This is a genomic window from Galbibacter sp. BG1 (assembly GCF_013391805.1).
Classification (GTDB): domain Bacteria; phylum Bacteroidota; class Bacteroidia; order Flavobacteriales; family Flavobacteriaceae; genus Galbibacter.
On sequence record NZ_CP058364.1, the window covers coordinates 973850 to 1000648 of the forward strand.

At 37.2% G+C, this 26799-nt stretch carries 16 protein-coding genes; 7 read left to right on the forward strand and 9 right to left on the reverse strand.

The window, feature by feature from the left end; genetic code table 11:
- Positions 1-17: 17 nt before the first annotated feature.
- From HX109_RS04265 to HX109_RS04295, 7 genes are all read right to left on the reverse strand, one after another.
- Entirely contained in the window at positions 18-2123 is a 2106-nt protein-coding gene (locus HX109_RS04265) for a glycoside hydrolase family 97 protein (protein WP_178949966.1), read from the reverse strand.
- Positions 2124-2251: 128 nt separating this feature from the next.
- Positions 2252-4555 carry a glycoside hydrolase family 65 protein gene (locus HX109_RS04270; protein WP_178949967.1) on the reverse strand — a complete coding sequence of 768 codons (2304 nt, stop codon included), beginning with the start codon at positions 4553-4555 and terminating at the stop codon, positions 2252-2254.
- 1 nt (position 4556) lies between these two features.
- A complete protein-coding gene (gene pgmB, locus HX109_RS04275) occupies positions 4557-5216 on the reverse strand; it encodes a beta-phosphoglucomutase (RefSeq protein ID WP_178949968.1) in 660 nt (219 codons plus the stop codon).
- 35 nt (positions 5217-5251) lie between these two features.
- On the reverse strand, positions 5252-6625 hold the full coding sequence (locus HX109_RS04280; RefSeq protein WP_178949969.1) for an MFS transporter: 1374 nt from the start codon (positions 6623-6625) through the stop codon (positions 5252-5254).
- Positions 6626-7015: 390 nt separating this feature from the next.
- Entirely contained in the window at positions 7016-7309 is a 294-nt protein-coding gene (locus tag HX109_RS04285) for a type II toxin-antitoxin system RelE/ParE family toxin (RefSeq protein WP_178949970.1), read from the reverse strand.
- On the reverse strand, positions 7303-7524 hold the full coding sequence (locus tag HX109_RS04290; RefSeq protein WP_178949971.1) for a hypothetical protein: 222 nt from the start codon (positions 7522-7524) through the stop codon (positions 7303-7305). Before HX109_RS04290 ends, HX109_RS04285 begins: the two co-directional genes overlap by 7 nt.
- 84 nt (positions 7525-7608) lie before the next feature.
- Positions 7609-8631 (reverse strand): LacI family DNA-binding transcriptional regulator, encoded by a 1023-nt coding sequence (locus HX109_RS04295; protein WP_178949972.1) that lies wholly within the window; start codon positions 8629-8631, stop codon positions 7609-7611.
- 412 nt (positions 8632-9043) lie between these two features.
- Between HX109_RS04295 and HX109_RS04300 the strand changes: the two genes are divergently transcribed.
- The 6 genes from HX109_RS04300 (at position 9044) to HX109_RS04325 (ending at position 21126) form a co-directional block, all read left to right on the forward strand.
- Positions 9044-11950 carry a SusC/RagA family TonB-linked outer membrane protein gene (locus HX109_RS04300; RefSeq protein WP_178949973.1) on the forward strand — a complete coding sequence of 969 codons (2907 nt, stop codon included), beginning with the start codon at positions 9044-9046 and terminating at the stop codon, positions 11948-11950.
- A 12-nt stretch (positions 11951-11962) separates the two neighbouring features.
- A complete protein-coding gene (locus tag HX109_RS04305) occupies positions 11963-13579 on the forward strand; it encodes a RagB/SusD family nutrient uptake outer membrane protein (RefSeq protein WP_178949974.1) in 1617 nt (538 codons plus the stop codon).
- Between the two features lie 11 nt (positions 13580-13590).
- Complete coding sequence (locus tag HX109_RS04310) at positions 13591-14745, forward strand: SusF/SusE family outer membrane protein (RefSeq protein ID WP_178949975.1); 1155 nt, start codon at positions 13591-13593, stop codon at positions 14743-14745.
- Positions 14746-14846: 101 nt separating this feature from the next.
- Positions 14847-16283: an alpha-amylase gene (locus HX109_RS04315; RefSeq protein WP_178949976.1), complete on the forward strand. Its 1437-nt coding sequence runs from the start codon at positions 14847-14849 to the stop codon at positions 16281-16283.
- Positions 16284-16577: 294 nt separating this feature from the next.
- Positions 16578-19580: a SusC/RagA family TonB-linked outer membrane protein gene (locus HX109_RS04320; protein WP_178949977.1), complete on the forward strand. Its 3003-nt coding sequence runs from the start codon at positions 16578-16580 to the stop codon at positions 19578-19580.
- 10 nt (positions 19581-19590) lie between these two features.
- Complete coding sequence (locus HX109_RS04325) at positions 19591-21126, forward strand: RagB/SusD family nutrient uptake outer membrane protein (RefSeq protein WP_220399480.1); 1536 nt, start codon at positions 19591-19593, stop codon at positions 21124-21126.
- Positions 21127-21188: 62 nt separating this feature from the next.
- On the opposite strand, the gene HX109_RS04330 is transcribed toward HX109_RS04325, so the two are convergent.
- The gene (locus HX109_RS04330; protein WP_178949979.1) at positions 21189-21875 is read right to left on the reverse strand and encodes a response regulator transcription factor; all 687 of its coding nucleotides are present in this window, start codon (positions 21873-21875) and stop codon (positions 21189-21191) included.
- Positions 21876-23153, reverse strand: coding sequence for a sensor histidine kinase (locus HX109_RS04335; protein ID WP_178949980.1), 1278 nt, complete (start codon positions 23151-23153; stop codon positions 21876-21878). It abuts the gene before it with no gap.
- A 355-nt stretch (positions 23154-23508) separates the two neighbouring features.
- Here HX109_RS04335 and HX109_RS04340 point away from each other — a divergent pair, with 355 nt between their 5' ends.
- Complete coding sequence (locus HX109_RS04340; protein ID WP_178949981.1) at positions 23509-26799, forward strand: VCBS repeat-containing protein; 3291 nt, start codon at positions 23509-23511, stop codon at positions 26797-26799.

A 26799-nucleotide genomic window follows, 5' to 3' on the forward strand; every position in this document is an offset into this window, starting at 1 on the left:
GTTAGTATTCAGCATAACTACTTCTCTATAATACTAATGGCATAGCCACCACCGGGCGCAGAAGTTAATTTTAACTTCGATTTACTGGTCACCGTTTTTTTAGTGATGATATAGGCTTGCGGATTGGTTTTATAATGAGCATCTTTTGCATCTGCATAAATTGTTGCTTCATATTTTTTCCCTGCATCCAAAAAGTCTAAGGAAATTTTAGAGGTCCGCTTTTCCAAACCATTGGCATTTCCTACAAACCAGTTTCCAGTGTTTTTTGCTTTTCTGGCAACTGTTACATAATCTCCTGGCTCAGCCTCTAAATACTTACTGTCTTCCCAATCTACTGCCACGTCTTTAATAAACTGAAAAGCATCCAAAAATTGATTGTAATGTTCTGGTAAATCTGCTGCCATTTGCAACGGACTGTACATAGTGACATACAACGCTAATTGATTGGCAATGGTGGCATTTACATGTGAATTGTTATCAGGATTTAATTTTGAAACATCCATTTCAAAAATTCCTGGGGTATAGTCCATCGGTCCGCCAATTAATCTTGTAAACGGCAATACGGTTACGTGGTTGGCTTTGTTTCCTCCAAACGCTTGATATTCTGTTCCACGCGCAGATTCATTTCCAATTAAGTTGGGGTAAGTTCTTCTAATTCCTGTTGGACGCACGGCCTCATGGGCATTTACCATAATTTTATGTTCTGCTGCTTTTTCCAAAGCATATTGATAATGGTTAACCATCCATTGACCATAATGAAATTCGCCACGTGGGATAATATCGCCTACATAACCACTTTTTACAGATGTGTATCCATGGTCGTTCATAAACTGATATGCGTCTTCTAAATGGCGCTCATAATTACGCACCGAACCAGAAGTTTCATGGTGCATCATCATTTTAATTCCTTTTGATTTGGCGTAGTTATGGATTTCTTCCACATCAAAATCAGGATAGGGAGTTACAAAATCGAAAACATAGTCTTTCGATTTTCCAAACCAATCTTCCCAGCCTACATTCCATCCTTCAACCAAAACAGCGTCAAAACCGTGCTTAGCAGCAAAGTCAATATATTCTTTTACATGTTTAGTATTTGCAGCATGAGTGCCATTGGGCGTGGCATTTTCAAAATCGGTTTCCCCAAGTTTTACAGAAGGGAAATCGTTGGTATAGAACCAAGTGCTTTTTCCTGTAATCATTTCCCACCAAACACCAATATATTTAACGGGTTTTATCCACGAAGTATCTTCAATTTTATTCGGTTCGTTAAGGTTCAATGTCATTTTTGAAGCCAATATATCCCGCGCATCATCGCTTGCAATAATGGTTCTCCATGGAGTGTTAAAAGGCGCTTGCAAATAACCTTTGTCGCCTCTTGCATCTGGTGTTAACCAAGATTCAAAAATTAAATTTTTATCATCTAGATTGAGGTGCATTGCAGGATAGTCAATGAGTGCTGCTTCGTGTAAATTGATGTAAATTCCGTCCGTAGATTTCATCATCAAGGCAGTTTGTACGCCTGTACCTCCCATGGGATGTTGAGAAGCGTTTGGCGTAATAGCTTTGTCCATTTTTCCGCGAATCTCAGACAATTTAGATTCTACATAATCGTATTCCTGTGTATTATAATCCCCTGGAATCCAAAACGCGGTATGATCGCCTGTCATGGCGAATTGAGTACGCTCTTCTTTTACCACGAAATAAATAAGGTTTTCCTGCTGAGGGAACTCATATCGAAATCCGAGTCCGTCGTCAAACAAACGAAAACGAACAATCATTTTTCTGTCCGTTTCATTTTGTTTTAAATGAACTGCCAATTCATTGTAATGATTTCGAATTTCAGCAACCTCACCCCATACTGGTTTCCAAGTTTCATCAAAAGAGGTAGCTTCAGTGTCCTCAACAGTGAAATCCTTCAGTAGAGATTTCTCGTCATCTTTCAACTCAAAACCAAGTTTGCTTTCCTTGATGAGTGTTTTTTTCTTGTATTCTAATTTATAGGTAGGCGTTCCATCCTTCAGCAAAGAAAATTCCATGGAAAAGTCTCCGTTGGGCGATTTTAACTGCTGTGCATACGATAGCGATGAAACTACCATAAAGATGGTAAATAGTATTTTTTTCATTTCTGTAATCTATATATTTTTTAAATTTTCATGCTTTTCGGATTTTACAACCTTTTGAAAAAAGCCTTCGATCTACCCAAAATGTAACGGCAGACAGGCAAGCTTAGGCTGACAGGTATTGCGTGAAATTATGCAACAACAGAAGCTGGTTTTACCACAACTTCTTTTCCGTTAAGCTTCACCTTTAAATCGCGGTCTCCATCAATTGAAAAAGTTGTATTTTCTTGGGTTACATTCACTTTTACAATGCTTCCCCTAAAATTCACTTTAAAAGAAAAGCCCTTCCATTGCTTAGGGATTCTAGGTTCAAAAGTTAATGTTCCATCTTTAACGCGCATGCCACCAAAGCCTTCTACAATGCTCATCCAAGTACCGGCCATGGAGGTAATGTGCAGTCCTTCGTGAACTTCTTTGTTATAATCGTCTAAATCGAGTCGGGAGGTGCGCAAATAGAAAGTATACGCTTGCTCCATTCGGTTAAGAACAGCCGCCTGAATGGAGTGAACGCACGGCGAAAGCGAAGATTCATGCACCGTAAATGGCTCATAAAAATCGAAATGACGCTCTAATTCTTCTTTGCTGAAATGATCTTCAAAGAAATAGAATCCTTGTAGCGTATCGGCCTGTTTTATGTACGGCGAACGCAAAATTCTATCCCAAGACCATTTTTGGTTAATCGGACGCTGCTCTTTTGGTAAATTCTCAACCGTAATTAATTCCTTATCCAAGAATCCATCTTGCTGAAGGAAAACATTGTGCTCTTCAGAATAAGGGAAATACATATTTTCGGCAACCTCCATCCATTTTTCAATTTCTTCGGAAGACAGGTTTGCTTTTTTCATAATGCGACTGAAATCAGAAGCATACTCAGTTTTTACTTTTTCAATGTTTTCCACCGCATATTTGATGCACCATTGTGCAATGTAGTTGGTGTACCAGTTGTTGTTTACGTTATTTTCGTATTCATTTGGGCCGGTAACGCCAAGGATTACATATTTGTTCTTAGCCGTCGAAAAATTAGCCCTTTGGTGCCAAAAACGTGCAATGGCTATCATAACTTCAAGTCCCATTTCTGGAATGTAGCTGTAGTCGCCCGAATAGCGTACGTAGTTATAGATTGCATAAATCATGGCGCCGTTACGGTGAATTTCTTCAAAAGTGATTTCCCATTCATTATGACTTTCCTCGCCGTTCATGGTTACCATTGGGTACAGTGCCGCTCCATTTTTAAAACCGAGTTTTTCCGCATTTTCAATAGCTTTACCAAGATGGTTGTAGCGATATTTCAAGAGGTTTCTCGCCACTTGGTCGTCTTTTGTAGCCATGTAAAATGGAATACAGTACGCCTCGGTATCCCAATAGGTGCTGCCGCCATATTTTTCTCCTGTAAATCCTTTCGGACCGATATTCAATCGGGCATCTTTCCCTAAATAAGTTTGATTAAGATGAAAAATATTAAAACGGATTCCCTGTTGTGCCTTTACATCGCCTTCTATGGTGATGTCTGCCATTTCCCAAATAGCAGCCCAAGCCTCTTTTTGGGTAGTTAACAGCGCTTCAAACCCTAAATCAGCTGCTTTTGTTAAAACTTCTTTTGAAGCCTCAATCAAGTTTTCTTGCTCGTGATTTAAAGAGGTAACATAACCTGCCATTTTTTCAATAGCAGCTGTTTGTCCTTTTTCTACAGTCACTGTATAAGTAAGTGTAGCTTTTAATTCTTCAACTTTTTCTTCTGAAGAAACTTCAACCTTCTTGTCATTTACATACAAAGTATTGACCATTCCGGTACAGACATGGTATTCTGTTTTATTGGTTTTAGAAACTACATAACCAAAATTATTTTCAGTATCAGTTTTATAAACATCCCAGAAAGCATCGTCCCAATTGGTATCTTCGTTGGTAATTCCGCCATCTACATAAGGTAAAAATGTAATTTCAGCGTTTTGATTGATTGGTTTTACTTCATACCTAATGGCACCCACTTCATCCATTTTCAAGCTCAAAAATCGGGTAGCTGTAACTTCTACTTCAACATTATTAGGCAACACAGCTTTAAAAGAACGTTTGTGCCAACCTTCTTTCATGTTCAATTCCCTACGGAAACCTTCAACCGACTTGCAAGTGTGCAAATCTAACATTTCACCGTTTACCTTAATATTAATCCCTATCCAATTGGGTGCGTTAAGCACTTTGGCAAAATATTCTGGGTAACCGTTTTTCCACCAACCCACTTTGGTTTTATCGGGATAATAGACCCCAGCGATATAACTTCCTTGAAATGTAGGTCCGGAATAGTGTTCTTCAAAATTAGCGCGTTGCCCCATAGCACCGTTACCGATACTAAATAAACTTTCGGATGACTTTACTTTCTCTGCCTGAAATCCTTCTTCTATTAAAGACCATTCGTTTGGTACAATATAATCTTGATTCATTTTATTTGGGTTGAAGTTGTTTTAAAAAATTGAATGTTATTTCAGTGAAGCTCGAAAAATTATAATCAGCTTCCTTTAAATTTTGCTCGTTTCCTAATCCAATAGAAATCATCTGGGCACTGTTGGCTGCAGCAATACCGGCTTCGGCATCTTCAAAAACGATGCAATTTTCTGGAGCCACATTTAATTGCTTAGCAGCAATTAAGAAAACCTCTGGATCTGGTTTTGCTTTCGATACGCTGTTACCATCCACAATAGCATCAAACATATCCATTATGCCCACTTTCTCTAAAATAGTAGGTGCATTTTTACTGGCCGATCCCAATGCAATTGGGTAATTGGCCGCTTTTATTTCAGCCAAAATCTCTTTTACGCCAGGCAAAATATCTGCTTCTGTCATTTTCTCAACGTAAGTGAGATAATCTGCGTTCTTGTTGGCCGCCAATTCATCAAACTTTTCTTTAGAAACATTGGCATTGGCCCAATTCAATATTTTTTTTAGGGAGTCTACTCTGCTCACCCCTTTTAATTGCTCATTCTGTTCATGTGTTAATTCGAAATTGAATTCTGCCGCCGCCTTTTTCCATGCTAAATAATGGAATCGTGCGGTATCTACTATAACGCCATCTAAATCGAATATAAATCCTTTTTCCGTATTCATTTTAATTTTTTATAGTGAAATACCTATAGAAAAACTTAATCTATGGTATATGCAATTGCTTGTTTATTTACGATTAATAAGTTTGCCAATCCAGCTAGAACTAAACAGATTCCCGCCACTATCATGGAATTGATGGTTTCTTCCCCAATAAGTTTATAGGCAAAGTTTATACCTCCAACCGCAGCTATAATTTGAGGAATTACAATAAACATATTAAAGAGCCCCATATAAACGCCCATTTTTTTGGCGTCTATAGAACTCGATAGCATAGCGTATGGCATGGAAAGAATGGACCCCCATGCGATCCCTACCAAAATAAAGCTTATAAAGAGATAAGATGGATCTGGAACAAAATACATGGAAATAAAACCTATGCCACCTATAATTAAGGAAACCATATGGGTGTACTTTCTATTAACCCGTCTACGGGATGCATAAAAAGTAAGTGCCAAAGCAAAAACCATGGACGAAAGTCCGTATACTCCCATTGCCGAGCCTACTTTATCGGAAGCGTCTTGATATTTTTTATTAGCGGTATTAAAAGCTGTTTGCTGTTCTACCACTTGAAGGTCGAACGTGGTTTCCACTGGAGCGGGCGCATTAAAAACGTGCTCTGTAAGCGCCGGGGTAGCCAAACTCCACATGGTAAAAAAGGCAAACCAACTAAAAAACTGAATCACCCCTAGCTTTACCATTGTAGGGGGCATCTTACCAATATTTTCTATAATATCCTTTACAAAATGCCCTTTGGTATCTTCTTTCATTTTTTTGAAAGCTTCCATATCTTCAGGCGGATACTCATCGGTGGTGAAAATGGTATATAAAATACTAGTAATAAAAACAAAAGCCCCGATGGCGAAAGCCACTTTAACAGACATAGGGACCACACCGGCGGCTGCCTCGTTACTAACCCCTAGCTGATTTACCATCCATGGTAAATTACTGGCAACCCAGGTACCGATACCTATAATAAGCGTTTGAACCACAAAACCATAAGACCGCTGGGATTCATGAAGTTTATCGGCCACTAAAGCCCTAAACGGCTCCATACTTACATTTATAGAAGCGTCTAAAACCCATAGTAATCCTGCAGCTACCCACAGCGCTGGAGAGTGCGGTACCATTAATAGAGCTAAAGAACTTAAAATCGCCCCGATTAAAAAATAAGGACGCCGACGCCCCAACTTGGGATGCCAAGTTTTGTCGCTTAAATAACCTATTATGGGTTGAATTATGAGTCCGGTAAGAGGTGCTGCAATCCAAAGTAAGGGAATCGCGTCTTTTTCAGCACCTAGTGTCTGAAATATTCTGGACATAAAACCTCCTTGGAGAGCAAAACCAAATTGAATTCCCAGAAAACCGAAACTCATGTTCCAAATTTCCCAGAAACCTAATATACGCTTTTTCATTATCGTAATGTATTCGTTTGTAATACGATAAGCGCTAAGACTTATCAAAACTTAAATTATATTGAGAAGTAGAAATATAAGTTTTGATGGGGGCTAAAATACTATTTTTTTGTTAACAAACTAATTATCTTAACGTTAAAAGTTGTATTTATCTGATTCCAGAGAAGATCATGCATTACAAAAATCAATTTTTTTTATAATTAGTCTCTATAATCTATTTCAAGTAGAAATAAGATCATACTGAATCCTGCACCAAGATTCTAAATTTTGAATATTGATAAATTGAGACTTTAGTTAAGAGTATTAAATTTACGTATTTTAGTAGTGCTCACATTTTGTGAAAATAAGAACTTTAAGTTGCAAACTGACAAGAGGTCTTTTCATCGTCTTCTAATATTTGAACGGCTCCCTTTTTGAATGTCGAACTATTAATATTCTAATTTGAGATTTCGTGATTTGATAGGCAATTCGGTAATGATAAACCTCAAATGCCCTAACTGATCCATCGTTATCTTTACGATATTTATCAATCGGATAGATTTCTGGATTTAATTTCAAGGCTTCCGCTTTGTCAAAAATCTCGTCACGTACTTTTTCAGCAGCAGGCAACGAATCTTTTTTAATAAAAGTATATGCCTCATTCAATTGTTTCAAGGCTAATTTCCGCCAAACAACTTCTACCATTTACTTGCTATTCTTCGTACTTCTTCCTGAGTATAAAACTCTCCTTTCTCAATATCAACAATAGCCTTGTCTATTTCTTTATTATATTGCTCCAAACTAATTCTTTCGGTTTCCCCCATCTCTTCATTTACTATGGATTCCAACTTATCGAACAGGGACTCATTTATAAAGTCTAGCTTTTGTATGAACTTATATTTTCTGATTTCTAAATCCATTATTAACAATTAGATAATTTAAAGATACAATTTTTGTTTGGTTATTAACGATCTTGGCCGGGAAGCTTTTCCGCGAATTATGTTTTAAACCGGCTTCGTAGATTCCCGCTCTAAAATAGAGGTTTTAATCACCTCCGTCCTATAACTGGATTCGTCATCGCCATTTTCCAAACGATCGATAAGCATTTTTGCCGCTTTTTCCCCCATTTCAAAACCGTGCTGAATAACCGTGGTTAAAGTTGGATAGGCATACTTAGACAAAATCCCGTCGCTAAACCCAATAAAGCTCATTTCCTGTGGAATTTTAAATCCGCAATTGTGCGCTTCCCTCATGGCCACTACAGCATACAATTCGTTTACGCCAAACACAGCATCGAATTGTTGGGTATCGAAAAGATCTTTAATTTTCCCTTCCAACTCTTCGTCTTTATCCACTTTTATAATGAGGTTTTCGTCTAATTCAATACCAGCATCGTAAAGGGCATTAACATAGCCCTGCGTTCTAAGTTTGCCAATAGAAATATAGTCTTCCGTAGTAATTAATGCTATTCGTTGACAACCTGAATAAATTAAATGCTGAATTGCATTGTAAGAGGCACGTGCGTCATCGATAATTACTTTATCGCAGTAAATTTCATCAGAAGTACGGTCGAACATCACTAAAGGCATTCCTTGGTTGATTACTTCCCGCAAATGATGAAAATCTCTTTTTAGCAACGTTTCTTTGGAGAGCGACAGTAAAAATCCGTCGATACTCCCATTGGCCATGGTCTCCATATTAATAACCTCTTTATCAAAAGATTCATTGGACAAGCAAACAATAACATTGTAACCAAGTTCGTTGGCCTTATGCTCAATCCCGCTAATAATCAAGGTGAAGAAATGGTGCACAATTTCTGGGATGATAACCGCTACATTCTTTGTTTTCCTATTTTTAAGACTTAGTGCTATGTTATTGGGCTTGTAATTATAAAGCCTTGCAAAAGCCTGCACTTTTTCAATAGTATCTTTGCTTATTTCAGAGCTATTGCTCATCGCCTTGGATACAGTTGAAATGGACACATCCAGTTCTCTGGCAATTTCTTTTATGGTAATTTTTTTCTTCATATCTGTAGTGGTAAAAACGCTTCTTAGAAGGGATTACAAAAATAGCGATTTCGACCTACATTTTCTAGAAGAGACCGGCATTTCTGTTTCTTACGAATTTAAGGAATTCATAATAATCTACCTTTTAATTTGCGAATGCTAAAATTAGAGCCTTCAAATCCGTTATTCTGTTAAAAAATAAAAAGTTCTCAACACTAAAACGTTTTCGCAACCTTCTCAGGGAACTCCAACGTTTTCTTTACTCAAAATTTACATAGTTTTAACACCGAGAAGTAAAATATAAGTTAAAAATCAGTCTAAACAATTCTAGAATTATTTATGAAATGAGCAGTTCTAATTTTTTGCAAAATCAATCAAAACATTAAATCACGAATTACATCTAACACTAAAAAATAAATAAAAATTTACATAGATGAAAGTATTCAATACAATACCCTTGCTATTATTCCTTTTACCGCTTGGTATTTTTGCCCAGCAGCAGGTAAGCGGGGTAGTTACAGATGCTTCAACAAACACCCCTATACCGGGTGTAAATGTTGTAATAAAAGGAACTACTACAGGAACAACAACCGACTTTGATGGTAATTACACGATCGAAGCGGAAGACGGGACGATTTTACAATTTTCCTATATAGGTTTTACTGCTTCAGAAAAAACAGTAAACGGACCTTCCATTAATGTTACCCTTACTGAGGACACACAACAACTGGACGAGGTAGTAGTAATTGGTTATGGTACGGTTAAAAAGAAAGATGCTACCGGAGCGGTAGATCAGGTGACTTCTAAAGACTTTAACAAAGGCCCGATTGTAAGTGCAGGCCAATTGATTACTGGTAAAGTAGCCGGGGTTAATGTTACCTCTGGCGGTGGAGCACCGGGTGAAGGACAAAATATTACCATTCGCGGGCAAGGATCTCTTTCATTAAATTCTTCCCCATTATATGTAATCGATGGTGTTCCTATTTCAGAAAGTAATATCGGCGGTGCTAGAAACCCATTAAACTTTCTAAACCCCAACGATATTGAAAGTATGACCGTTCTTAAAGATGCTTCGGCAACTTCTATTTACGGTTCCAGGGCTGCCAATGGAGTAATTATGATTACCACTAAAAAAGGAAAAGGGAACGAATTCAAATTTAACTATTCTGGAATCACAACACTCTACACGCCCACAAATTATGTGGATGTAATGAATGCCGATGAATTTAGATCACTTGTCAACGAGACTGGAGATGCCGCAGCTATTGGGAGGTTAGGTTCCAATAACACCGATTGGCAGGACGAAATCTATGGAGATGCCTTTGGTATAGAGCACAACCTTACCACCAATGGTAATATAAAAGGCGTTTTGCCAATAAGAGCATCTTTGGGTTATACAGACCAAGGAGGAATTCTTAAAGGCGATAACTTTAAAAGAACTTCTGGAGCATTAAATTTGCGCCCATCGTTTTTTGACGATCATTTAAAGTTCGAATTGAACGGTAGAGGTGTGTATACAGAGAATGATTTTGGAAACCGGGATGCTATTGGATCTTCAGTGGATTTCGATCCTACAAAACCTATTTTTGATGCAAACTCTCCCTTTGGAGGTTATTATACTTGGCTGAATGACGATAATGTGCAAAACAACCTCGCCCCTACAAACCCAGTGGCACTTATTAATTTAAAAGATGATTCTTCCATAGTTAGACGTTTTTTAGGAAATGCAAAAGTAGACTACAAACTTCATTTCTTTCCAGATATTACGGCTACAGTAAATGTTGGTTTAGACCAAAGTACCAGTGATGGGAAAACAGTAGTTTCAGAACAGATGCCTTCTTCTCAATTAGATTGGAACGGTTCTTTTAGCAATTACAGCAATGAACAAACCAATAAATTGTTCGACGCCTACGCTACATATTCCAAAGAGATCGATAGACACTCGATTAATGCAGTGGCAGGATACTCTTACCAAAGTTTTGAGTACGACACTTTTAGTTTTGACAGTGAAGCAGAGGAAGAAGGAAACGACCCAATAACAATTGATAAATCTAAAAATGTTTTACTTTCTTACTTCGGAAGATTAAACTATGGTTTTGATGACAGATATTTAGTAACTGCCACCTTAAGAGCCGATGCTTCTTCCAAATTAAACCCAGACGATCGTTGGGGTTATTTCCCTTCTTTCGCTTTGGCGTGGAATATTAATAACGAAAGCTTTTTGGAAAATTCCGAAGTTATAGATCAGTTAAAACTTCGTGTTGGATATGGGGAAATAGGAAACGTAAATGGCTTGGGAGACTATCTTTTCCTTACCAATTACACGGGCAGTAGAACAAACGCCAATTACCAAATAGGAGATGGATTCCTCCAAACTTTCCGTCCAGAAGCATATAATGAAGACTTACGTTGGGAAGTTGGTAACAACCTAAACGTAGGTGTTGATTACAGTTTCTTCAACCGAAGAATTTTTGGTTCCGTAAATGGTTATATCAAAAAAACTGAAGATTTAATAAGTTTTGTAACTATTGATCCTTTTACAAATTTCTCTAATGGTATTAACAAAAATATCGGGGACATGGTAAACAAAGGGATTGAGTTTGAATTAAATTTAGTTCCAGTAAGAACCGAAGATTTTACTTGGAGTATTGGCTATAATATCGCTGTAAACGACAATGAAATTACCAGTCTGCCAGATGAAGTAGAAGTTGGTGGTATTAATGGAGGTACTGGAAACAACATTCAATTGCATAAAGAAGGATACACTCCATTTAGCTATTGGGTTTACAAGCAGGTGTACAATGAAAATGGTACTCCAATAGAAGGTGCTTACGTAGATAGAAATGCAGACGGACAAATTAATGATTCCGATAGATATTTGTATAAGAGTCCGTATGCCGATGTACTTATGGGGTTAAACACAAACCTAAATTATAAAAATTGGGATTTAGCTGTGGTAACCCGTGCAAGTCTTGGAAACTATGCTTACAACAACATGGCTTCCAGCAAGAGCTACCTATTGAGAGCAACGGAGAACAATATCTTAACTAATCTACACAGGGATTATTTCAATACTGGTTTTAGAACCATTACAGAGACAAATCTTCAAAGTGATTATTACATACAAGATGCTTCGTTCTTTAAAATAGACAACATTACACTTGGATACACCTTCAGGGAAGCGTTTGGAAGTTCTAACGTGAGATTCTACGGAGCGGTAACCAATGTTGCGATATTTACAGATTACGACGGATTAGATCCTGAAATTGGTGGCGGAATAGACAACAATTTCTATCCAAGACCAAGATCGTTCGCTTTTGGAGTTAACCTTGATTTTTAAAAAATGAGATACATGAAAAATACATATAAATTATTCATCACAATGATCGCGATAGGAGCTACCTTCGTGTCTTGCCATGATGATTTGGATCAGTCACCTATCGATCCAGATAGTTTTACTGAAGAGGATGTTTATGCTAATGCAGATGAAGCTAAAGGAGCGCTATCAAAGCTCTACGCGAGTTTAGCTCTTACGGGGCAACAAGGGCCTGCCGGTCAACCCGATATAACTGGTATCGACGAAGGTACTTCTCAATATTCCAGAATGCTTTTCAGTTTAAATGAATTGACGACTGACAATGCTGTAGTTGGATGGGGAGACCCTGGATTGCCCAACTTACACGCAATGAATTGGGGCGCCAGTAACGATTTTACTTCAGCTATGTATTATCGATTGGCTCAAGAAGCATCCTTTTGTAATTCTTTTATCGATAAATCGCATGCTTTGGCAGACGATCCAGAAGTTCCATTCTATATCGCGGAAGCAAGATTTTTAAGAGCATTTGCTTATTATAATCTTATTGATCTTTATGCTAATGTTCCTTTGGTAACCGAAATTTCAACGGAATTGCCGGAGCAAAACACAAGAGCAGAACTTTTTGCCTTCGTGGAATCGGAATTATTAGCCATTGAAACGGAATTAAAAGAAAGTGGAGCCAATGAATACGGCCGTGTAGACCGGGTTGCAGCGTGGGCATTATTATCTAAGTTATACTTAAATGCAGAGACTTGGATCGGTGAAGCAAAATATTCCGAAGCGGTTACCTATGCCAACAAAGCCATTAATTCTGGCTATTCTTTAAATACCACTGACGCAAACGGAAACGGTTCTGCCTACGATGAACTTTTCTTGGCAGATAATGATACGAACGGCGCTCAAAATGAATTTATTTTTGCTATTAATTTCGATGGAAACCAATCCCGTACTTTCGGAGGAACTACTTTCTTAGTGCACGCTGCGATCGGCGGAGATATGGATCCTTCAGAATTTGGAGTAAATGGAGGTTGGTCTGGTTTAAGAACTACCAAAGCTTTGGTGGATCAATTTAGCGCTTCCATCATAGAAAACGATGCAGATGGTTTCCCAATTGCATGGTCCGATGCTCGGGCGATGTTTTTCACTGAAGGTCAGAATTACGAGATCAATACCATCGCTAATAAATTTACAGATGGTTATGCCGTTACAAAGTTTAAAAATGTAGATTCTCAAGGAAATGCCGGAGTTGATGAAGGAGGGGATTTTGTAGACACAGATCTTCCTTTAATACGCTTGGCAGAGATGCATCTTACCTATGCAGAAGCAGTTTTAAGAGGAGGTTCTGGAGGCGATTTGGCAACAGCAACTTCTTACATCAACGCTTTAAGAGCGCGCGCCAATGCTAGCAGTATAGCTCAAGCCGATTTAACTTTAGACTTTATTTTAAGCGAAAGAGCCCGCGAATTATATTGGGAAGGACAGCGAAGAACAGACCTCGTAAGGTACGGCTTATTCACCACAGGTAGCTATTTATGGCCTTTTAAAGGAGGATCCAGAAATGGTACTTCCGTAGAAAATTATAGAAACCTATTTCCTTTACCTAGCAATATTATATTAATCAATACTAATCTAACCCAGAATCCTGGCTACTAAAAATTATAACAATGAAAAAAATATCAATTTTATTATTCGCCTTTGCAGCGGTTCTAAGCTTCAATGCTTGTTCTGATGATGATGATTTTAGCTTTGTAGCAAAACCGGATCCAGAAGGTATTTCTTTTGAAAACGAACCTCTTGCTTCCTATGCTTTAGAAGCGGAAAATGAAAATAACTTAGCAGAAAGATTTGTTTGGAATGCTGTTGATTTTGATGCTCCAACACCTGTAAAGTATGAGCTACAATCGTCTGTGGAAAATACTTTTGAAGGAATGACTATTTTGGCTTCCGATCTTACGGAAACCAATTACGGAGTAACCGTTAAAAATATGATTTCTTTGGCTGAAGAAGCTGGTTTGGACAGCGATCCAGATACAGAAGCGCCAAATACCGGAAACCTTTTCTTTAGAGTTAGGGCTTATGTTGGAGATAAAGCTTCTAATTTGGTAGAACAATTATCAGATACTCTTTCGTTGTATGTTGTTTTAGTAGAACCAAAAGACGATGCAGAGCCAATAGAACTTAAACCACAATTATTCCTTGTTGGAGATGCTACGGCAGCGGGTTGGAATCCTGAAAACACCAATACACCTCTATTTAGAGATCCTGAAAATGAAAACGTATTTTTCTTTACTGGTCGTTTTGCAGGTGGAGCAGATGTTGAAGGCTTCAAATTATTAGAGACTCTTGGCCAATGGCAACCTCAATGGGGCTTAGATAATGGAAATGTAAGTAACAGCGACCTACTAGGCTCAGATCCTTCTGCTTTTAAAGTTTCTGAAGACACTTATTACAGTTTCTCAATCAACAAAGAAGATCTTACCTACACTTGGGAAAAGTACGATGCTTCTGCAGCTCCAATTTACAGCAGTATTGGTATTTTAGGGGATGCTACCGCAGATGGTTGGGATGCCGATCAAGATCTTACCAAGTCAACTTTCGATCCACATATTTGGTATATCGAAGGGATTACGGTTACAGATGGAGAAGCCAAATTTAGATTAGATAATACCTGGGATACGAGTTGGGGAGCAGATACAGCCCTAAGCGGACAAGGAACTCTTGGAGGTCCAAACATTCCAGTAAGTGCCGGAACTTATAATGTTTGGTTTAATGATATAGATGGAAGGTATTTATTTATTCGTCAGGTAACAGAAGAATAGTCTTTAGCTTACCCCATTAAAATTCAAGGCGAAATATTCATATTCTATGATTGTTTCGCCTTGTTTGCTCAAAACAAAATATAAAACTGAAAATAAAAGTCATGAAAAATAAATTAATATACACCGCGGTTTTAGCAACCTCATTGCTTTGGTCTTGTTCCAGCGATGATGACACCACAGCAGAACCTCAACCAGAACCAACTCCAGAGGCCGAGATCGTTCCACTGGAACTGTCTAATTACGATAATGGCAGCCGGGTTATGATGCAAACCTTTTATTGGGACGTAGAGCCTAAAGGTGAGTGGTGGAATATACTCAGTGAAAAAGTTACAGATTGGGCCGATGCCGGTGTAGACCGACTTTGGTTGCCCGTTGCCACAAAAGGACAGTCGGGACCTTATTCCATGGGTTACGATCCATCCGATTATTTCGATTTTGGAGAATACCAACAACACGGTACCGTAGAAACAAGATTTGGAAGCAGGGCAGAACTGGAAAATTTTATATCCAAAGCACATGCAGAAGACCTGGAAGTTATTGCCGATATTGTTATTAATCACAATTCGGGCGGTGGAGAAGAATACAACCCATATCGAGACAAAAACACATACACTCTTTTTAATGAAGAGAACGGAAATGCTTCAGGAATGTTCAATAGAAATTATGAGAACTTTTACCCTAACAGCACAAGCGATTACGACGAGGGTAGTTTGTTTTACCCTGAACAAAATTTAGACCACAACCAAGAATATGTTCAAAATTGGCTTTGGAAACAAGATAATTCCGTAGCTAAATATTACATGAATACTATGGGGTTCGACGGTTGGAGATTTGACTATGTGCTTGGTTTTGAACCATGGGTAGTGAAAGCTTGGTTGGAAGAAGTTGGTGGTTTTTCGGTAAGTGAATTGTGGGATGGTAGATCCGAGGTTCTAGAAGCGTATGCTCAAGAAACAGGTAGTGGGGTTTTCGATTTTTCCACCTTTTACAAACTCGATGAGGCCATGGATAGACTGGACGACCTAAGCCATTTAGAAAACAAAATGTTATGGCAAACAATGCCGGAGAAAGCAGTTACTTTTACGGCCAATCACGATACCGAAAAAGACAGTAACGAAGACAACTTTATATCATCTGAAAATAAACTAAAGGCCTACGCCTTTATATTAACTCATCCGGGATATCCTACAATTTTCTATTCGGACTATGAAAATGAAGCCTTCAAGGAACAAATTCAGTTATTAATAAAAATTCACAACAGTTTAGCCACTGGAGAAGTAGAAATTTTATATTCGGATAATGATGAGTACATCATGAAAAGAAACGGTACAGGTGAAAATCCAGGATTGATACTTTACCTCAATACTTCGCAAAACACTAAGCGAAGATCTATCAAATCCAATTGGACACAAACGTATTTAAAAGATTATACAGAAAGCACCAATTTCACTCCTTTAAGTAATGAAAACGGCGAAGTTAGCATAGAAGCTCCGGGGGATGGTTGCGCTATTTGGTCTATAATGACAACAGCAAAATAATTATATAATACACTTAGTATTTTAAAAGGTGTGTCGATGAATTTCAGCACACCTTTTCTAATTATTAGCAGTTTATAGTAAAAATTACTTTTATTATTATAACAAAATACACCTATAATAATTCGCAAAACCCTATTTTAAGTCTCGATATTTTTATATATTCACACTTTATTATAACAATTTAACATTGCTTTATGGGTTTTTGGCTTGTTGTCAAGCTAACAAACGGGAAGTCAAGCCTATAATACCAAGTAGTGTTAAATAGCTAACTATTTGAACTTAAAATTTAATTGTATGAAGAACAATTTTCTGAAAGGCTTAGCCCTTGTTGGAGCATTTTTGTGTTTTAGCATGGCGCAAGCCCAGACTGTTAGTGGAACAGTCTCTGACGCAACCGGTCCATTACCTGGGGCCAATGTTCTGGTAAAAGGAACATCGAACGGTACACAAACAGATTTTGACGGAAACTACACCTTAGATGGTGTACAATCGGGAGCAACATTGGTTTTTAGCTATGTTGGTTTTGCCGCTAAAGAAGTACCGGTGAACGGACAATCAACCGTTAATGTAACATTACAGGAAGATGCACAAGCTCTTGATGAGGTTATCGTTGTGGGTTACGGTACAACAACCAAAAAAGACGCAACAGGTGCGGTGGAAAGTGTGAAATCGGAGGATTTCAATAAAGGTTTAGTGACATCTCCAGATCAATTAATTCAAGGGCGAGTTGCTGGTGTGCAAATTACGCAATCGAGTGGTGAGCCTGGAGCTGCAGCAAACATTAGAATTAGAGGTACTTCTTCTATTCGAGCAGGAAACGACCCATTAATTGTAGTTGATGGTGTTCCACTCGGAGGAGGTGGTGGTGCAGGATCCGACGTGGGATTTGGTAGACAAAGTTCCAGAAACCCATTAAGCTTCATTAATCCGAACGACATTGCTAGTATGGACGTCTTAAAGGATGCTTCCGCAACTGCTATCTATGGTTCGAGAGGGGCAAACGGTGTTATTATTATTACTACTAAAAAAGGTAAAATAGGAAAACCTCAAATAAACTTCAATTCCTCAGTACAGTTTAGCAAAATCTCTAATGAATACGATCTTATCACAGCAGATGATTACCCGAGTATTGCGGCGGATGTAGGAAATCAAAATCCAGATTTAGGAGCGCGCCTTGATCCATTCGGTTCAATATTAAGAACCGCGTTTTCTCAACAATATGATTTTTCTTATGGGGCAGCTTCAGAAACTGGGAACTATAGATTTTCCATGGGCTATCAAGATCAAGAAGGAATTATTAAAGGAACAGGTCAAACTAGATATAGTGGAAGTGTAAACATCACACAACGTGCTTTTAATGATGTTGTAACATTTGACTCTAGCGTGATTTACTCTTACATTGGTGATGATGGCGAGGCAGTTTCGGACAATGTTGGAGCCGAAGGAGATCTAATTTCTTCAGCATTAAGATGGAATCCTACGAGACCTTTTTATAACGCTGATGGCACGTTCAACCAGCCAAGTGACAACCAAAGAAATCCTCAAGCATTTCTAGAGTACTACGAAGACAAAACAGAAACTTCTAGGATTCTGGCAAATTTCGCTACTACCATTAACATTACTGAAAACTTAAAATATAAGTTTAATGTTGGTATAGGCAGAAACGAGTCAACTAGAAGAACTGCTGCATCTTCAGCATTTAACACCAATAACACATTTAATCGAGGAATTGCTTCTTATGAAGACAACTATAATTTTAATAAATTATTTGAACATACCCTTAATTATAAAAATGAAATAGCAGAAGGTCTTAATTTAGACGCTCTTATTGGATATTCTTATCAGGCTTTTGAAGCTAAAGGAAACAGAATGGTGGGAAGGGATTTTAGCATAGCAGACCAAGATCTTTACATAAAAGACATTGGTTATGCAGCTACTTTCCAGCCAACTGAAGTATCGGCATATTTTAATCCTTCTTTTGAGCTCCAATCGTTTTTTGGTAGAGCAAATATAAATTACAAACAAAAATATTTACTTACGGCAACCTTAAGAGCTGATGGTTCTAGTAAGTTTGGAGATAATAATAAATATGGTTATTTCCCATCAGTTGGAGCGGCATGGAGATTGAGTCAAGAAGGTTTCTTGCCTGAAGCAATTTCAGAATTCAAACTTAGAGGTAACTGGGGTATTACAGGAAATCAAGAGTTTCCTGCTGGCTCTGCCCAAACACAATTTGGCCCAACAGGAGATGGGACAGCCTTACAGCAAGATAATGTAGCAAATCCCAATTTGCAATGGGAGTCTGTAGAACAATGGGGAGTAGGTTTCGATTACGGTTTTGCCAATAATAGAATTACCGGTTCGGTTGATTATTTTAGCAGAACCACAAATGATTTATTATTCAGATTACCCGCAATTCAACCTGCACCAAATGTGAACTATTGGACAAATTTCGATGACATAGAAGTTTTGAACAATGGACTTGAATTATCGATAAATGCTGCAATCATTGAGAAAGAAGATTTTACTTTCAGTGTCGGATACAATATGGCCTTTTTAAACAATGAAATTAAAAACGTTTCCAATCAATTTCCTTTGGGAATCCCTACAGGAGAAATTAATGGTCGTAGTTTGACTGGTCAAACCGCACAACTGTTATATGACGATCAACCTCTATATTCATTTTATTTACCAGTTTTTGAAGGCTATGATAGTGCGGGGTTACCAATTTATGCAGATACTAATGGTGATGGTGTAATTAATCCTAATTTTGATGGTCCTGGAGGATCTTCAGACAGAACATTTGTAGGGGACCCTAATCCAGATATCACCATTGGTATTGCCCTTAATGCTCGTTACAAAAATTTTGATTTTGGAGCGAATTTAAATGGTGCATATGGTCATCAAATCTATGATAACACAAACGCTGCGCTTTTTTATAAAGGAGCGGTAACTGCTGGTGATAATGCCACGTATCAAGAAGTGAATTCGGGAGCTGCTGAAACTGGAGGTGGTCCATTTTTATCTACTAAAGATTTACAAAGTGGTGATTTCTTGAGATTAAACAACCTTACAGTTGGATATACTTTAAACTCGAATGCCATGGCAACAGACTGGATTCAGTCACTTAGATTTTACGTGACTGGTCAAAACTTATTTGTAATAACACCGTATAATGGCTTTGACCCTGAAGTTAACACCAATAAATCAGTTGATGGAGTACCTTCTTTCGGTATTGATTATACATCTTACCCAAGAAGTAGAGGATTTGTTATAGGATTAAATGCTAATTTTTAAAAAAATGAAAATGAAAAAATTATATTGGATACTAGTTCTGTTTTTTGCCTTTTTTATAGGCTGTACAGATCTAGATGAAGAATTAAACGACACTGTAGATAGTGAAGTTGCCAAGGAATCCGCAGATACGGAATCTTTGCTAATAGCGGCCTATCAAGCAATGCGTATTTTTGATACGCAGGATAATATTTTTGCATTGCAAGCACATACATCAGATGAGATGGCTGGCCCAACCAGAGGACCGGATTGGGATGATGCAGGGATTTGGAGAGTGCTCCACACTCACGATTGGACAAGCTCCCACAATTATGTTAATAGTGCCTACAATGGTTTGCTAAGTGGAATCTTTAGAGCTACACAAGTTTTAGAATTTGCTCCTAATGCAAGTCAAGCAGCTCAAGCCAGATTTTTAAGAGCATTCTTTTCATTTCATATGGTAGACAATTTTGGTCTTGTATTGGGAAGAGAACCTGGAGAAGATCTTACCCAACCACCATCCATATACTTAAATCGACCTGAAGGGATAGAATTTGTTATTTCTGAATTGGAAGGAGTAATGGATGATCTTCCAGCGTCTGGACCTGCAGCTTTAGCTACACAAAATGCAGCACATACGCTCTTAGCAAAAGCTTACTTAAACAGAGCAGTTTATATGGCTACAGACGAATCTACGAATGCAGCCTCAGCAGGACCATTTACTTTTAGTACCGAGGATATGAATAAAGTTATTGCTCATTGTGATGCTATTATGTCCTCTGGTGATTACCAATTGGAATCTATGTATTTTGATAATTTTTCTCCTACAAATACTGATGATTCCTCGGAAAATATATTTGTAAGTAACAACGTTCGCGGTGATAATACTGCCAACACGCACTCAAGATGGCACATGACCCTTCACTATAATAATCAACCAGATGGATGGAATGGATTTGTTACATTATCCGATATTTATGACTTGTACGAAGATGACGATATTAGAAAAAGCTTTACACCTGATTATTTTGAAGGAAATACTGGTATGAATGCAGGATTTCTAATTGGTCAACAATATGCTGCCGATGGCACCCCACTTGAAGATAGAAATGGAAATCCTCTTATATTCACTCCAGAGTTTTCTTTAACATCATCCAATGAAGTTAATGGAATAAGAGTTATAAAGTATCCACCTGATTTCGTTACTGATAATACTCCAGGTAATGACTATGTATTCTTTAGGCTTGCGGATGTTATGCTAATGAAAGCTGAAGCTATTTTAAGAGGAGGAGCTGCCACAAATGGTGATACTCCAACTAGCCTTGTTAACTCCATTAGAGCAACTAGAAACGCGACGGATATAACTTCAGTGGATTTGGATGTCTTATTGGAGGAGCGTGCTAGAGAATTATATTGGGAAGGTTGGAGAAGAAATGACCAAATTAGATTTGGAACATTTTTGGAAGCTCATCAAGAAAAGCCGGTTTCAACAGAACAATACTTATTGTTTCCTATCCCACCGGCGGCTTTATCGACCAATCCAAACTTAATTCAAAACCCAGGTTATTAATTACAAGTGTTAATTTATAATAATGCGATAATTCAAAACGCCCCTGAAAAAGGGGCGTTTTTTTATGCTTCCACTTTAAACAAAAATCCCTTATTATGAATATTATCAATAGAAATGTTCTTATCCCTACTTAAGTATTTGCGAAGATGCGAAACAAATACATTTAAACTTTTTCGGTTAAAGTAATCGCTTTCTCCCCAAATACTCGTAAGAATCTCTTTATGGGGCGCAAGTTCATTTTTATGCTTGTATAAGTATAAAAGAAGCTCACTTTCCCTTGTGGTTAAAGATATTTCATCGTCCTTAAAAAAAAGCTTTTGTAGCTGCGGATCGAATGTATATAATCCTATTTTAATAGTATTTGAAACCGATTTATCGGAATCCCTATTCATTCTGGCAAGCAAGGTTTTTATCCGTACCACCAGCTCTTCTTCGTCTATGGGTTTTTTTAAATAATCTATAGCACCCAACGCAAATCCTTTTAACACATCTATTTTTAAAGATCGAGCGGACAAAAATATAAACGGAATATTTGGGTATAAATCATTAATTTTTTGCGCCAAAGTAAAACCGTCCATTTCCGGCATCATTACATCCAAAATTATCAAATCGAAGTTCTCTTTTGTTAAAAGTTCCAATGCTTTTAATCCGTTATCCATCCACTGCAAATGAAACCCCTTCATTTTCAAATACTCCGTTAGCAAGTATCCTAAAGACGCATCATCTTCAACTAATAATATTTTATCCATTTATTTCTTTTTTATCGGTAGCTTAATAATTATAGAAGTTCCTATTCCTACTTCGCTATTTAATTCAATTCGACCTTTATGCAAACGTATCACCTCTTTCACATAGCTCAATCCCAAGCCATATCCTTTAACATTATGTATATCGCCTGTACTAACCCTAAAGTATTTTTTAAATATCTTTTTTTGCTCCTCCTTCCCTATCCCTATTCCATTATCTTTTATCTCTATATGTAGGCTCTGCTGTTCCTTAAACGCCTGTAAGCGAATTTTTGGATTTTCTACAGCATATTTTTTCGCGTTATCCAAAATATTATTAATCGCATTTTCAAGATGTGAACTATCGAAAAGAATGAAATAAGAACCCTCTTGTAAATCATAGCTAAAATCAACTTCCTCCAATACGGAAAGCTCTTGAAAAGAGTCACAGATGGCACGTAATTTTGGTTTGAAATCGCCTTCTTTTAAAGTTATTAAATATTTTGAGTTTTCCAGCCCTGCCAAATCGAGCACCTTTTCGATATGGGTTTTGAGTTTGTCATTTTGATCCTTTATAATCTTCACTATAGGCTTAAGGTTTTCATCCGATTTTTCATCAAGCAATTTGGTAGCCAATCCAATGGAAAAAACCGGGGTTTTAAGTTCGTGTGTAAGGTTATTTATAAAGGTATTGGTGGTGGTAATTACATTTTTTTGCCAATAGAAAGAACGGAGCACCCATACTATTACCACTATAATTGCTATTATAAAAATTAGGCTCGGAATCGTTAAGCCATTTAATTGAGACAGAAAGTATCTATTTATATCTTCAAATTGTACCTGCAAAATAAGTCGCTCATCCACTTGTTCGGGGAGATACCCTTTTAAGACTATTGGATATTCCAGCTGTTTATCTTCTTCTTTTTTGATGTAGTTTGGTGATGTAAAATAGACGGTACTATCATTTTTTACCAACCGATAGGAAAAATCTGTTTTAATACCTTGCTGTAGAAACCTATCTACCAAAAAATCATTTAAAAAATGACTCGATGCATCTTGAATGCTATCCACACTTAGAGCGAAATAGCTATCGTTTTTAGTAATGGCCTGTTCTATTAAAAAAGTCAACTCATTCCTATTGCTCAAGTCTTTTTGAATCGTCTGCATTGCATCGCCAACCTTTGCATTAAATTGAACTTTTGCCAGATTGAGTCCGATTTTTAAATATTGATATTGAACGACGGCCAGACCAATCACCGAAATAACAAAAACAATTATATAGATTTTTCTGAAGTTCAACATATTTTAAACAAATTATTGAATACAAACACCAAAGGCCTTAGGTTGAAAAGATAAAAAATATTTTCCCATTGACGTTGCAGCATTGCAAATCTAAGTCAGTAACCGACAATTTTTAGATTTATACACGCGGGCTTAATGTTTCATTAGTAATATTAATCTTTTATTAATCTTTTTGACTTCTTATTAATCCCAAAGTTCAATCTGATGGCTTATTTTAGCAGTGTTCAATTAGTTATAAAATTCTTCATACAATAAATCGTAAAAAGCTAGCTTTCAAGTTAGCTTTTTTTGTTTGGGAAATTAATAGATTTAGTAATATTGCCAGCTAAAAGAGACACTTAGGGTATAAAAGTATATGATAAAAGCTCTTCTTACGATAATTGCAGCGCTTACTTTAACTTCCTGTACTCAGGAAGAAAAACTCTTTACTCTTTTAAATCCATCAAAAACCTCCATAGACTTTACCAATGGGCTTACCAATTCAACAGATTTAAACATTTTAAATTATTTATATTATTACAACGGCGCCGGTGTCGCTGCTGGAGACTTTAACAACGATGGATGGACAGACCTTTATTTTACGGGAAATCAAGTGGCGGATAAGCTTTACCTTAATCAAAAAAATTTATCCTTTATAAACATCAATAAAGCAGCTGGAATAGATAATGACAGCGGATGGACAACCGGTGTTACCACAGTCGACATTAATAACGACGGAAAGTTGGATCTATATATTTGCAAGGTTGGGGCCCTATCGCCTAATAGTCATAACCTATTATATGTGAATCAAGGAAATAATGAAAATGGCGTTCCTGTCTTTAAAGAAGAATCAAAAAAATATGGTTTGAACATATCCACCTATGCCACCCAAAGCGCATTTTTAGATTACGACTTGGATGGAGATTTAGATATGTATTTATTGAATCATTCCGTACATCCCAACAGTAATTACGGTCATGGCAAAAAAAGAAACTTAATCGACAGCTTGGCCGGTGATCGATTTCACGAAAATGAAAATGGCTATTTTAAAGACGTTTCCAAAGAGGTTGGTGTTCATCAGGGGAGCATTGGTTATGGCCTTGGAATAGCAATTAGCGATATTAATAACGATGGCTATCCAGACATTTATATTGGGAATGATTTTTTTGAAAACGATTATCTCTACATCAACCAAAAGAATGGCACTTTCTTAGACATCAACGAAACTGATGAAACCATTTTAGGGCATACAACCCATTATTCCATGGGAAATGATATTGCCGACATTAACAACGATGGCAATTTCGATATTCTTTCGGTAGATATGCTCCCAGAAAATTTGAAGAGCTATAAAACTTCTGGAACTGAGTATAACTACCAAACCTATAGCAGTTACCTTAAAAACGGTTATCACCCCCAGTTTATGCAAAATACGTTGCATTTTAATGCAGGAAATAATATGTTTCTAGAGTCTGCATATACCAGCGGCATTGCTTCTACAGAATGGTCTTGGGCTCCACTCATTGCCGATTATGACAACGATGGCAACAAAGACATTTATATAACCAATGGAATTTTAGGAGCTACCAACGACATGGATTTTATCAACTTTATTGCTAATGAGAATATTCAAAAGCGGTTGGGCAAAGGGATGAAAGAAAAAGACATGACTTTTATTAACGAAATTCCCAAAAAACACGTTCCAAACTATTTTTTTAAAAACCAAGGCGATGAAACTTTTAAGGATGCCACTAACACTTGGTTTGAAGAAATTCCATCCTACAGCAATGGAGCCGTTTATACAGACCTGGATAATGATGGCGATTTGGAATTGGTGGTAAATAATGTGAACGAACGGGCGTTTATCTTAAAGAATAATACTCGAGAGTTAGAACAGCCTTCAAACTATATTCAAATAAGTTTTAAAGGTTCTGAAGCAAATAGATTTGGGATTGGCGCCAAAGTAAAAGTTTATTTAGATTCACTTATTTTAAGTACTGAAAATAATGTAAGTCGCGGTTTTATGTCGTCTATCTCACCAGAATTACATTTTGGGTTAGGAAAAAGGGAACATATCAATTATATAGAAATCACCTGGCCAGATGGTAAAATAGAAGAAATCAAATCCCCAGCCATCAATCAAAAATTGGTAGTGGATTATGCCAATGCAATTACCTATGCTCCTAAGAAAAACCTAGAAGAAACCTGGTTTTTAAAAAATATTGATTCCCTATTTTCTTTTAAACATAAGGATTTTACTTCTGTAGAGTTCAACAGGGATCCTTTAATCCCTTTTGCCAATACCAATCAAGGTCCAGCAGTAACAGTTGGAGACATCAATAAAGATGGACTGGAAGATGTTTTTATTGGCGGCGGTAAAATGCAAGCTTCTGCCCTATTTATACAAACAAAAACAGGAACATTTAAAAATGTTCAGAAAGAACTTTTTAAAAAAGATGCCAAAAGTGAAGATGTTGACAATTTGTTCTTCGATGCCGATAAAGATGGAGATCTTGACCTCATCGTAGTAAGTGGAGGAAATGAGTTTAAAACTGGCAACCCCCTAAAACCAAGGCTATACATTAATGAAAACGGAAGCTTCAAGAAGGATACGCTACAGTTTCAAAATGTTTTTATAAACGCATCCAGCGTAACAGCTATCGATATTGACAACGACAATGATCTGGATTTATGCATCACTTCCAATAGTGCTTCCCGTAGTTTCGGAAAAACCGCTCCTCAATTCATTTTTGAAAATAACGGTTCGGGAACTTTCTCAAATATTACAGCTCAATATGCCCCCACATTCCAAAAAATTGGCAATGTTGAAGCCATTAAGTGGATTGATCTTAATAATGATACATTTTTAGATGCCATTGTCGTGGGTAAATGGATGCCAATTTCTATTTTTTTAAATGATGGAAACCAGTTAAGACTTTACAAAGGAAACCTTAATGCTACTAGCGGCTGGTGGAACTGTGTCGAGGCAGGAGACTTTGATAAGGATGGCGATATTGACATCATTGCTGGAAATTGGGGACTTAACACTCGTTTAAATGCTTCGGAAGAAAAACCAATTACCTTGTACCAAAATGATTTTGATGACAACGGGAATATAGAACCAATCGTTACCTACTATTACAGGGGTGAAGAAACTACGCTTTCTTCAAAAGATGAGTTGGTAAAACAGTTACCCATGCTCAACAAAAAATTTCTTTCTTATGAAGACTTTGCGAATGCATCATTTGAAGAATTACTTCCGGCGGAAAAAATAAAAAATGCCGAAACTAAAAAAGTTTACGAACTAGCTTCTGTATATTTTGAAAACCAAGGAAACAATACATTTAAAAAACACCTGCTTCCCATAAACGCACAGAAAACTGATATTTTCAACATGAAGGTGGATGATTTCAATGGAGACAGTTATGACGATGTGTTACTTGTTGGAAACAACCATGAAATAAGCACGCAATTGGGCCGACTAGATGCATCGCATGGAATTTTGTTGTTAAACGACCGAAAAGGTTTTTTCAAAACCCTTTCAAATCAGTATTTTAACATTCCTGGTGCTGCTCGTGATACAGACAAAATAAGCATTAACGATACCGTTTATTATATTACCACCATCAATAATAATTATCCTGTTTTTTTAGAAAAGAAAAAGTAA